We start from the raw sequence: 12,061 nt of genomic DNA, 5'->3' as shown, positions 1-12,061 counted from the left end.
TTTCAATGTGCAACAACCTTACATAAGTTATTATATCATACGCGCGCCGTTTTACAAATGTAAATATCTGTATTACATCTTTTGGCGATCACGGAACACGCGTGCAATTTCACGTTTTGCTTCTTTCTCTTTTAAATCGTGACGTTTATCGTATTGTTTCTTACCTTTTGCTAAACCAAGTGCCATTTTTGCAAATCCATTTTTCAAATAGATTCTAAGTGGAACTAATGCGTAACCTGTTTCTTTTGCAGCGCCCGCTAGCTTATCAATTTCTTTTTTATGAAGAAGTAATTTTCTCGTACGAAGTGGATCATGGTTGAAACGATTCCCTTGTTCGTATGTATTAATGTGCATATTATGAACCCATACTTCACCATTATGTACACGTGCAAACGCATCTTTCAAGTTCACGCGACCAGCGCGAATCGACTTAATTTCCGTTCCTTGAAGGACAAGCCCTGCTTCGTATGTTTCTTCGATGAAATAATCATGAAATGCTTTTTTATTCTGTGCAATAACCTTACCTGTACCCTTTGGCATATAACGTCCCTCCTCTATTTTTACTATTGTAACAAATGTAAACAAAAAGCGAAAGTGGCTCGCTTAGAATCTTTGGACATTGGAACTCCCGACAGAGAAGCGCTTTTTGCTTCGTCCGAGGGAGTGAAATGGCCAACAGATTCTAGCCACTGTAGCTGGATTATACAAAAAGCGAAAGTGGCTCGTTCAGAATGTGAGGTGGATGGAGCTTCTGACCTTGAGGCGCTCTTTGCCTCTGGGGAAGAAGCGAAGCCGCCAAACATTCTAGCCACTGTAGCTGGATTCCGATAAAAAGCGAAAGTGGCTCGCTCTCAAGCCACGAAGAAAAAAGAAAACGGCCCCGCTTTTCATCAAAGCGAAGCCACTCTTTTCTTACTTACGCTTTTTCTTTTTCTTCTTGAATCCTGGTACGTTTTCGAAAAATCCTTTTTTCTTCTTGCCGTTACCATCTTTTTTCCCTGGCTGACTTGCGGATGTGGATGCAGATGCGGATCCTCTTCCTTTTCCTTTGCCACCACGGTCAAATTTTCTACCTGTGCCACGTTCACCGCCACGCTCATTACTGCGCTCGCTACGTCCACCGCGTTTCTTTCTGCCTGTTCTTGGCTGCTCGATAACGACTGGACGATCTTTGAACTTACGGCGAGGTGTGCCTTTCATACCAACGATTTCAAAGTCGATTGCACGCTCGTCTTTATTTACGTTAATAACGCGAATTGTAATTTCATCACCGATGCGGAATACGTTACCTGTACGTTCTCCGATCATTGCGAAATGTTTTTCGTCGTAACGATAGTAATCATCCGTTAAGTAGCTAACGTGTACAAGACCTTCAATCGTATTTGGAAGCTCTACAAACAGACCGAAGTTTGTTACAGAGCTAATCATACCGTCATACTCTTCACCGATCTTATCGACCATATACTCTGCTTTTTTCATTTCGTCTGTTTCACGCTCTGCTTCAACAGCACGGCGTTCCATATTAGAAGAGTGCTCTGCAATCTCTGGTAAGTTTTCACGCCATTTTGCTTGTGTTTCACTGTCGACTTTACCGTTAATGATGTATTCACGAATTAATCTATGAACAATCGTATCTGGGTAACGACGAATTGGCGATGTGAAATGCGTGTAGAACTCAGTTGATAAGCCGAAATGTCCTAAGCTCTCCGAATCGTAACGTGCTTGCTTCATAGAACGAAGCATAACCGTTGAAATAACTACTTCTTCTGGCTGTCCTTGAACCATTTCAAGAATTTGTTGCAGCGCACGAGGGTGCACTTCATTCGCACGTCCTTTTACCGCATATCCGAAGTTCGTTACAAACTCGAAGAAACGCTCAAGCTTATCTTCTTTCGGATCTTCATGGACACGGTACATAAACGGTACGTTCATCCAGTGGAAGTGCTCTGCTACTGTTTCGTTCGCAACAAGCATAAATTCTTCAATTAACTTCTCTGATACAGAACGATCGCGCATAACAACATCAGTCGGTTTTCCTTCTTCATCTACTAATACTTTCGCTTCTTTAAAGTCAAAGTCAATTGCACCACGGCGCATACGTTTTTCACGTAGAATTTGTGCCAATTGCCCCATCTCTTTAAACATCGGTACTAATGGCTCATAACGCTTAATTAACTCTTCGTCCTCATCTTCTAAAATGCTTCTTACGTCAGCATACGTCATACGCTCTGTCGTTTTAATCACACTTTGGAAAATCTCGTGTTTAACAACATCACCTAAGTTGTTGATTTCCATTTCACAAGATAAAGTCAGACGGTCTACTTTCGGATTTAATGAGCAAATACCGTTAGATAGACGATGTGGAATCATTGGAATTACACGGTCAACAAGATACACACTTGTCGCTCTTTCCGCTGCTTCTACATCAATTGGAGAACCTTCTTGAACGTAATGACTTACATCCGCAATGTGAACGCCTAGCTTGTAATTGCCGTTCTCAAGCTTCGTTACTGTAACAGCGTCATCTAAATCTTTCGCATCTGCACCATCAATCGTTACGATCATTTGATCACGTAAATCACGGCGATCTTTTAAATCTTCTTCTGAAATCGTTTCTGGTACACTGTTTGCATGCTCCATCACTTCTTCAGGGAATGCTAAAGGTAAATGATGTTTATGAATGACAGATAAAATATCTACTCCTGGATCATTTTTATGACCTAGAATTTGAATAACTTCACCTTCTGCACTTAAACGGTTTTCTGGGTAGCTCGTAATTTTCACAACTACCTTATGACCTTCTACAGCACCCATTGATGCACTTTTCAAGATAAAGATATCACTCGTCCAGCGCTTATTGTCAGGTATAACAAAGCCAAAGTTTTTCGATTCTGTATATGTACCAACAAGTTCTTTCGTTCCACGCTCTAAAATGCGTACAATTGAACCTTCTTGACGTGAACCGCTCGATTGAGAACTAAGTCGTGCTAATACTGTATCGCCATGAAGTGCACCGTTTAATTCTGTAGGAGGGATGAAAAGATCATCGTCTCCCGTTTTCTTCTCGTCTGGTACAACGAATGCAAAACCACGTGCATGTCCAATTAACTTACCTCTTACTAAATTCATCTTTTCAGGAAGACCGTAACGGTTGCTACGTGTACGAATAACAAGTCCCTTCTCTTCCATCATTACAAGTGCCTTTACAAAATCTTTAAAGCCCTCAGAACCTTCAATTCCAAATGCCTCTTCTAACTCTTGTATCGTTAGCGGTTTATACGCTTCTTCTCTCATAAATAATAACAACTTATCAATATGTTCTTGTGTGATTTCTTCCAAGCAAAAATACCTCCTTTAAAACCTTATATTATTTAGTGTATCCGAAAGATAGGGGATGTATAAAGCGAAACTTCAATACTCCCCTTATGATTTTTACAGTTTTCACAAAAAATTCCTTATGAAAAAAAGAGGCAACTAGATCTTACCAATCTAGTTGCTCCAAGAAGTTATATACATCCTCATGTAGCTCGTCACGTTGTTTATCAAGTGTAATGACATGCGTAGAGTCTTCATACCATTTAATGTCTTTTAACGTAGATTCTACACCGTTATAAATAATGTTAGCACTATCTGTATTAATCATTTCGTCATGACGCGCTTGTACAACAAATGTTGGTGCATAAATCATATCCACATTGTTACGTACGTCAGCAATTAATTGTTGTAATGCTTTTAATGTATTCATCGGTGTCTTTTGGAATTCCAACATTTCTTGTTCAATTTGTTCTGGTGATTTTTGCTCACGTTTTTTATATTCGCGGGCATATGCCAATATACCTTGGTACATCGTTTCTTCGCTCTTAATATACATCGGTGCACACATTGGTACTACACCTAAAACCGGTACTGTATAACCTAATTTTAAAGAAAATACGCCGCCAAGTGACAATCCAACAACAGCAATTTTCTCAAAACCTTTATCTTTTAAAAGCTGATATGCCTCCGTTACATCTTGCCACCAATCTGTAGGGCCTGTATGAACAAGCTCTTCTGGTGGTACACCGTGCCCTTTATAAATTGGCGCATGACAAGTATAGCCTTTCTTTTCTAAGAAACGCCCTAACATACGTACATCAGCTGAGTTCCCTGTGAATCCATGTAGTAATAAAACAGCGCGGTCTCCACCCTCAAATGTAAATGGTTTCGGAGATGCTAATTTCATCATGTACTTCTCCTCTTTCTCTTCTGTAATCTAGTCGTATTCTTTCTATATCTAGTGTACCATATTTACATTTCTATAATCTAATTAGAAACATCTTTCAAATGGCAAAACAAAAAAGAAGAACCATTAGTACATCTTACTAACGCTTCTTCTTTCAATTCTATAAGTTTAAGTACGTAACAGCAATTGTTAATACAAAGAACAATACAGCTAAAACAATTGTAATACGGTTTAATACTGCTTCAATTCCACGTGCTTTTTGCTTACCAAATAATTGCTCTGCACCGCCTGAAATTGCACCTGAAAGGCCTGAGCTATTACTAGACTGCATAAGTACCATAACAATCATTAAAATCGATACAGTAATAAGTAAAACGGATAATAACGTATGCACTTGGCGTACCTCCTACAAAGATTCAGTTATTGTAACTGTAGCATAAATCCTATAGAAAAGCGAGAGCTATAGAGTTGCCCTCGCTTTTCTTCTATTACATAAACATCATTGCAAATAACGGTCCAAGTAAACATGTCAAAATTGCTGTTAATGTCATTGTTACCGATCCAATAACACCTTCATGCTCGTTATTTTTCATTGCTCTCATAACACCCATAATATGAGAAGCACATCCAAATCCGATACCTTTACCAACTGAGTTTGTAACACGGCTCCATTTTAATAAGAGAGGTCCTGTAATTGTTCCAGTAATACCTGCGATAACAACGAAAGCTGCTGTTAAGGAAGGTACACCACCAACTTGTTCAGAAACGCTCATCGCAACTGGCATTGTTACCGATTTTGGTAAAGACGATAAGATTAAGCTTTTATCTGTTCCCATAAGTGAAGCAATAGCAAAATCACTAGCGATTGCGACTGTTGTACCTACTAATACCCCGCCAGCAATCGGTACAACATATTTTTGCAGAACATGACGTTGTTTATAAAGAGGAATTGCAAATGCTACAACACCGGGTCCAAGTAGCTTTGCAATCCAGCCACCACCACTTTCCATATAATGTTGATATGGTATATCAAGCACGATAAATAGGAAAGCCATTAATCCTGTTGCTACAAGCATTGGAATGGTGAATGGTGTTGGAAATAATTTATAGATTTTTTTAGATAATTGATATAATAGCACCGTAAAAAGAACCCAACCGATTCCGATTAATATTTGGCTCATCGCGACTCTCTTTCCTTCCTATTCGCAAGATATTGTCCTGTATGTCCTGCGACAATAATAATTAAAAATGTACTCGCTACAACTGTAATGAAAAGAGAAATTCCTTTACTCATAAAAAAAGCACCGTAATTCATTAGGCCAAGCGTTGGCGGAATTAATAAAAACGGCATAATAGCAACGAGTGTTTCTGCTCCTAAATCGAACCATTTCACTGGAAGAACTTTTAGGCTAAGTAAAACAAGTAAGAGGAACATCCCTATCAAACTTCCTGGAATTGGAATGTTTAACATTTCTTGCACCCAAGTTCCAACCATATAAAACACGTAAAGAGCAGCAATTTGGACAAGAATCTTTGTAAATTTCATGTTCATCATCCCTCATGTTTATACGATCTTCTGTTAATATCTTTATCATAGTATAAATTGTAAAAAGCTGCAATTTATCAACTTGACAGCAAAAACAGCCTATGTTACACGCTTACAACCTTGATATGACTGCATTTCCAAACGAAAATTACGTCAAAAACCTTGACCTAATATAAAAAGTTTTTATTTTCTGAATTTATAAGACTGTTATTTCAATAAAATAATCTTTTTATCCTTAAACTTACATAATATATAAAGTGAAACTTTAATCATTGAGGGTTTCCTCATCCCCATTGATCATTCCTCACCAAGCGGGTTTGTACGGGATAAACAAGATAGGTGGTGAACATATGCCCAAAAAAGTTCTCATTTTTTGTGATCCTGGGATTGATGATACGATGGCTCTCCTCTTAGCATTCTTTATCAATGAAATAGAAATCGTCGGTATCGTTGCTGATTATGGCAATGTTCCAAAAAAAATGGCCGTAGAAAATGCTCATTTTCTTACAAGCGAAGTAAAGGGTAGAAATATCAAAATCTTTGGTGGATCAGAACGTCCAATTACTGGTGCTCCTCCTGCTTTTTTTACAGATGTACACGGGAAACAAGGGCTCGGGCCAATTATTCCAAAGGTGAATGTAACTAACGAAGAAATGGAGAATTTTTTTGAAGTTATTCCTCTTATTGAACAGTATAAAGATGAATTAATTATTGTGAGCTTAGGAAGACTTACCTCCCTAGCAATTTTATTTATCGTATGTAAACAATTAATGGAGCAAGTTAAACCCTACTACGTAATGGGCGGTGCCTTTTTACATCCTGGTAATGTTACCCCTATTTCCGAAGCAAACTTTTATGGCGACCCTACTGCAGCTAATATAGTCCTTCAATCCGCAGCTAACATGTACATATACCCATTAAACGTCACCCAATATTCCATCATTACACCAGAAATGGCCGAATACATTGAGGCCAAAGGAAAAGCCCCACTTGTCAAACCGTTATTCGATCATTATTACTACGGATATTATAAAGACGCCCTACCACATTTAAAGGGCAGCCCCTTCCATGACACAATGCCAATACTCGCTTTACTTGATAACTCTATGTTTACCTATCACAAATCACCTATCGTTGTCATGACAGAATCTTATGCACAGGGGGCAAGCATTGGAGAATTTCGCTCTTTAGGAGAACCTAAACCATTTATTGATTGGCCGAGTCATCAAATAGCAATTGATTTTGATTATAACCGCTTCTTCAAACATTTCATGTCACTTATGACAGGTGAACAATTTTAACATAAAAAAACAGACCGTGATTTCTCACGGTCTGTCGTTTATTTTCTACAATTATCGTTTGATGTTATAGAAAGATTTGATACCATCGTAAACAGCGATTTCGCCTAGTTCGTCTTCGATGCGTAATAATTGGTTGTACTTAGCAATACGGTCAGTACGGCTCATAGAACCAGTTTTGATTTGGCCAGCGTTAGTTGCAACTGCGATGTCAGCGATTGTAGCATCTTCAGTTTCACCAGAACGGTGAGATACAACTGCTGTGTAACCAGCACGTTTAGCCATTTCGATAGCTTCGAAAGTCTCAGTTAAAGTACCGATTTGGTTAACTTTAATTAAGATTGAGTTAGAGATACCTTTTTCGATACCTTCAGCAAGTTTTTGAGTGTTAGTTACGAATAAATCGTCACCAACTAATTGTACTTTATCACCGATACGCTCAGTTAATAATTTGTGACCATCCCAGTCGTTTTCGTCTAAACCATCTTCGATAGAGATGATTGGGAAGTCTTTGCAAAGCTCTTCGTAGAAATCAACCATTTCTGCAGAAGTTAAGCCAGTACGGCCTTCGCCTGCAAGGTCATATTTACCAGTTTCTTTGTTGTAGAACTCAGAAGAAGCAACGTCCATTCCTAAGAATACGTTCTCGCCAGCTTTGTAACCAGCTTTTTCGATAGCTTCGATGATTACTTCTAGAGCTTCACGGTTAGAACCAAGGTTTGGAGCGAATCCACCTTCGTCACCTACTGCAGTGTTAAGACCTTTGTCATGTAATACAGCTTTAAGTGCATGGAATACTTCAGCACCCATACGGATTGATTCTTTGAATGTTGGAGCACCAACTGGTAAGATCATGAACTCTTGGAAGTCAACGTTGTTATCAGCGTGAGAACCACCGTTGATGATGTTCATCATTGGAGTTGGTAATTGTTTTGCATTGAATCCACCAAGGTAACGGTATAATGGAAGACCTACGAAGTCAGCTGCTGCGTGAGCTACTGCCATAGATACACCAAGGATAGCGTTAGCGCCTAGTTTACCTTTGTTTGGAGTGCCATCTAATTCGATCATAGCACGGTCGATACCAGCTTGGTCAGTTACATCGAAACCAGCGATTTCTGGAGCGATAATTTCGTTAACGTTGTTTACTGCGTTAACAACACCTTTACCAAGGTAACGAGATTTGTCACCGTCACGTAATTCTACTGCTTCGTGCTCACCAGTAGATGCACCACTTGGTACGATAGCGCGTCCGAAAGCGCCGCTTTCTGTGTAAACTTCTACTTCTACAGTTGGGTTACCACGAGAGTCAAGGACTTCGCGAGCATAAACATCAATAATTGTTGACATAATAAATTCTCTCCTTTTTATATAAGCAAATTATTTAATAATTGTTTTACCTGTCATTTCTTTCGGTTGTTCCACATTTAAAAGTGTAAGCATTGTTGGAGCGATATCTCCTAAAATACCACCTTCACGAAGCTCTACATCATTTTTTGTAACGATGAAAGGAACCGGGTTAGTTGTATGAGCTGTCATAGGACCGCCATCAGCAGTTAACTCCTGATCAGCATTACCATGGTCAGCAGTAATAAGTGCTACACCATCTTTTGCAAGAATTGCTTCTACAACTTTTCCTAAACATTCGTCAGTTGCTTCTACTGCTTTAATTGTTGGTTCCATCATCCCAGAATGGCCAACCATATCACAGTTCGCAAAGTTAAGAATGATAACATCATGTTTATCATTTTCGATTTCATTTACTAAAGCGTCCGTTACTTCGTAAATGCTCATTTCAGGTTTCAAGTCATACGTTGCAACCTTTGGTGAGTTAATTAAGATACGCTCTTCTCCTGGGAATTCAGCCTCACGACCACCGCTAAAGAAGAATGTAACGTGCGGATACTTTTCAGTTTCCGCGATGCGAAGTTGCTTTAATCCCGCTTGCGCAACAACTTCACCTAAAGTGTTATCAAGGTTCATTGGCTTGAATGCCACGTAACCATCTACAGTTTCACTGAAGTGTGTCATACATACGAATTCTGGAATGTGAGGTACTTTTTCACCACGATCGAACTCACGGAAGTCTTCGTTTGTAAATACACGAGCAATTTGAATTGCACGGTCTGGACGGAAGTTATAGAAGATAACTGCATCATCATCATTGATTGTTGCAACTGGCGTGTTATCTTCGTTAACAATTACAGACGGCAATACGAATTCATCATAGATACCGTTCGCATAAGAGTCTTCTACACACTCTTCTGCTGATTTATAAGTAGGGCCTTCACCATTCACCATAGCACTGTAACATTTTTCTACGCGATCCCAACGCTTGTCACGGTCCATAGAGTAATAACGACCAGAGATAGTCGCGAATTGTCCTACTCCTGTTTCTTTAATTACTTCATTCGTTGCATCGATATAACCTTTTGCTGTTTGTGGTCCAACATCGCGGCCGTCTAAGAATGCATGGATATAAACTTTCTCCACGCCTTCTTTTGCTGCTAAGCGAAGAAGAGCAAACATATGGTTCATGTGACTGTGCACACCACCGTCAGAAAGTAAACCGAATAAATGAAGTGCAGTACCTTTTTCTTTTACGCTTTTAATTGCATTTTGGAAAGTTTCGTTCTTATCGAACTCACCTTCACGAATTGCAACGTTAACGCGTGTTAAGCTTTGATATACTACGCGGCCAGCACCGATATTTAAGTGACCAACCTCAGAGTTACCCATTTGACCTTCTGGAAGACCTACCGCCTCACCACAAGCTGTAAGCGTTGTATGAGGGAATTTGTTCCAGTAACCATCAAAATTAGGTTTCTTAGCTTGTGCTACAGCATTCCCGTAAGTTTCTTCACGAAGTCCGAAACCGTCAAGAATGATTAAAGCTGTTGGCTTTCTCATTTTACCGCCCCCAGAAGACCTAAGAACGAAGCAGGCTCTAAGCTAGCACCGCCAACTAAAGCGCCGTCGATGTCAGATTGTGCCATATACTCTTTAATGTTTTCTGGTTTTACGCTACCGCCGTATTGGATACGAACAGCTTCTGCAGCTTCTGGAGAAACAGCTTCTGCAACAACTTTACGGATGTGCGCACATACTTCGTTTGCGTCTGCAGAAGAAGAAGATTTACCTGTACCGATAGCCCAGATTGGCTCATAAGCGATAACAGTTGCTTTAACTTGCTCTTCTGTTAAACCTGCAAGTGCTTTTGTCACTTGACCTGCTACTAGATCAAATGTTTTTCCGCTTTCGCGCTCTTCTAAAGTCTCACCACAACATACGATTGGTGTTAAACCATGTTCAAATGCTGCGATAGTCTTTTTGTTTACTGATTCGTCTGTTTCAGCAAACATTTCACGACGCTCAGAGTGGCCAAGTACTACATAGCCAACTTTTAAGTCGCTAAGTGCTACTGGGCTAATTTCGCCAGTGAATGCACCATTTTTTTCGAAGTGCATGTTTTGTGCACCTACTTGTAAGTCAGTTCCTTCAGTTGCTGCTACAAGGCGCTCTAAGAATAGAGCTGGAGAGCAAACTACTGCATCAACAGCTGAAGCTGCTGGGATTTGACCTTTAACTTCCTCTACGAAGCTAACTGCTTCAGATAGAGTTTTATTCATTTTCCAGTTACCTGCGATAATTGGTTTACGCATGCTTTGCACCGTCCTTTTTCTTTGGCTGCTACTTATTTGTCGTTAAGACAAACTACACCTGGAAGCTCTTTACCTTCCATGAATTCTAATGACGCACCGCCGCCAGTAGAAATGTGGCTCATTTTATCAGCCATACCGAATTTTTCAACAGCTGCTGCAGAGTCACCACCGCCGATAACAGAGTATGTATCTTCTGCATCTGCTAATGCTTGTCCTACTGCTTTTGTACCTTCTGCGAATGGAGTCATTTCGAATACACCCATTGGTCCATTCCATACAACAAGCTTAGAATTTTTAATTACATCTGCATAAATTTCACGTGTTTTAGGACCGATGTCCACGCCTTCCCAGTTAGAAGGGATAGAGTCGATACCAACGATTTTAGTTGTTGCAGTTTCAGAGAATTCCTCAGTGATTACAACATCAACTGGCATGTAGAAGTTTACGCCTTTTTCTTTTGCAAGTTGCATAAATTCTTTAGCTAGTTCAATCTTGTCGTCTTCACATAGAGATAGACCAATTTCATGACCTAAAGCTTTAACGAATGTGTAAGCAAGTCCGCCACCGATGATTAAGTTATCTACTTTGTCTAATAGATGACGAATTACACCGATTTTATCTTTTACTTTCGCACCACCGATGATAGCTGTAAATGGACGTTCTGGGTTAGAAAGTGCTTTACCAAGTACATCTAACTCTTTTTCCATTAATAGACCAGATACTGCTGGTAGGTAGTCTGCGATACCTGCTGTAGAAGCATGAGCACGGTGAGCTGCACCGAATGCATCGTTTACGAAGATGTCAGCAAGTGCTGCAAATTCTTTCGCAAGTTCTGCATCGTTCTTTTCTTCGCCCGCATAGAAACGTACGTTTTCAAGAACTAATACGTCGCCTTCGTTCATTGCTGCAACCATTTCTTGTGCAACTGGTCCGAATGCTTCGTCCGTTTTTTTAACATCTTTACCAAGAAGCTCGCCTAAACGTGCTGCTACTGGAGTAAGACGTAATTCTTCTACTGCTTGACCTTTTGGACGGCCTAAGTGGCTTGCTAAAATAACTTTCGCACCTTGCTCTACTAAATATTGAATTGTAGGAAGAGCTGCACGGATACGAGTTTCATCTGTAATTTTGCCTTCTTTCATAGGTACGTTGAAATCAACGCGGCAAAATACACGCTTACCTTTTAAATCTACGTCACGAATTGATTTTTTGTTCATTGGATTTCCCTCCGACTACTAGTTAGGATTGACAAAACCCATTCAAAAGCTTAACACATTTGCTTTTAAAACGAAAGAAGAGAGAGAGGGAACAAACCCTCTCCCTCGTTTTGTCA

At 39.8% G+C, this 12,061-nt stretch carries 12 protein-coding genes; 2 read left to right on the top strand and 10 right to left on the bottom strand.

What is annotated here, in order from left to right; genetic code table 11:
- Positions 1-72 precede the first annotated feature (72 nt).
- Positions 73-540, bottom strand: coding sequence for an SsrA-binding protein (smpB, locus tag ACO6VI_RS11465; protein WP_001123920.1), 468 nt, complete (start codon positions 538-540; stop codon positions 73-75).
- A 72-nt stretch (positions 541-612) separates the two neighbouring features.
- Between smpB and ACO6VI_RS11460 the strand changes: the two genes are divergently transcribed.
- Positions 613-831, top strand: a complete 219-nt coding sequence (locus ACO6VI_RS11460) for a hypothetical protein (RefSeq protein ID WP_141435899.1) — start codon at positions 613-615, stop codon at positions 829-831.
- A gap of 81 nt (positions 832-912) precedes the next feature.
- Here ACO6VI_RS11460 and rnr read toward each other — a convergent pair whose 3' ends face one another.
- From rnr to ACO6VI_RS11435, 5 genes are all read right to left on the bottom strand, one after another.
- Complete coding sequence (gene rnr, locus ACO6VI_RS11455; protein WP_098033354.1) at positions 913-3,339, bottom strand: ribonuclease R; 2,427 nt, start codon at positions 3,337-3,339, stop codon at positions 913-915.
- A gap of 142 nt (positions 3,340-3,481) precedes the next feature.
- Positions 3,482-4,222: a carboxylesterase gene (gene estA / locus ACO6VI_RS11450; RefSeq protein ID WP_000761986.1), complete on the bottom strand. Its 741-nt coding sequence runs from the start codon at positions 4,220-4,222 to the stop codon at positions 3,482-3,484.
- A gap of 160 nt (positions 4,223-4,382) precedes the next feature.
- Positions 4,383-4,616 carry a preprotein translocase subunit SecG gene (gene secG, locus ACO6VI_RS11445; RefSeq protein ID WP_000557266.1) on the bottom strand — a complete coding sequence of 78 codons (234 nt, stop codon included), beginning with the start codon at positions 4,614-4,616 and terminating at the stop codon, positions 4,383-4,385.
- 94 nt (positions 4,617-4,710) lie between these two features.
- A complete protein-coding gene (locus tag ACO6VI_RS11440; protein ID WP_000078304.1) occupies positions 4,711-5,403 on the bottom strand; it encodes an LrgB family protein in 693 nt (230 codons plus the stop codon).
- A complete protein-coding gene (locus ACO6VI_RS11435) occupies positions 5,400-5,768 on the bottom strand; it encodes a CidA/LrgA family holin-like protein (RefSeq protein ID WP_000673222.1) in 369 nt (122 codons plus the stop codon). The genes ACO6VI_RS11440 and ACO6VI_RS11435 overlap by 4 nt, the downstream gene beginning before the upstream one ends.
- A 350-nt stretch (positions 5,769-6,118) precedes the next feature.
- Between ACO6VI_RS11435 and ACO6VI_RS11430 the strand changes: the two genes are divergently transcribed.
- Positions 6,119-7,069 carry a nucleoside hydrolase gene (locus tag ACO6VI_RS11430; RefSeq protein WP_098033355.1) on the top strand — a complete coding sequence of 317 codons (951 nt, stop codon included), beginning with the start codon at positions 6,119-6,121 and terminating at the stop codon, positions 7,067-7,069.
- Between the two features lie 51 nt (positions 7,070-7,120).
- Here ACO6VI_RS11430 and eno read toward each other — a convergent pair whose 3' ends face one another.
- From eno to ACO6VI_RS11410, 4 genes are read right to left on the bottom strand one after another with little or no spacing between them, the layout of a single operon-like run.
- Positions 7,121-8,416 carry a phosphopyruvate hydratase gene (eno, locus tag ACO6VI_RS11425; protein WP_000103951.1) on the bottom strand — a complete coding sequence of 432 codons (1,296 nt, stop codon included), beginning with the start codon at positions 8,414-8,416 and terminating at the stop codon, positions 7,121-7,123.
- Positions 8,417-8,446: 30 nt separating this feature from the next.
- Positions 8,447-9,976, bottom strand: a complete 1,530-nt coding sequence (gene gpmI / locus ACO6VI_RS11420; RefSeq protein ID WP_001231158.1) for a 2,3-bisphosphoglycerate-independent phosphoglycerate mutase — start codon at positions 9,974-9,976, stop codon at positions 8,447-8,449.
- Entirely contained in the window at positions 9,973-10,728 is a 756-nt protein-coding gene (gene tpiA / locus ACO6VI_RS11415) for a triose-phosphate isomerase (protein WP_001231038.1), read from the bottom strand. Before tpiA ends, gpmI begins: the two co-directional genes overlap by 4 nt.
- Positions 10,729-10,760: 32 nt before the next feature.
- Positions 10,761-11,945, bottom strand: a complete 1,185-nt coding sequence (locus ACO6VI_RS11410; RefSeq protein ID WP_161520117.1) for a phosphoglycerate kinase — start codon at positions 11,943-11,945, stop codon at positions 10,761-10,763.
- Positions 11,946-12,061: the final 116 nt, after the last annotated feature.

The sequence above is a fragment of the Bacillus sp. PSXD-155 genome, assembly GCF_049310765.1.
In the GTDB taxonomy this organism is placed as follows: Bacteria; Bacillota; Bacilli; order Bacillales; family Bacillaceae_G; genus Bacillus_A; species Bacillus_A cereus.
The sequence above is the reverse complement of the archived record's forward strand: the minus strand, read 5'-3'. Positions and strand labels throughout refer to the sequence as shown.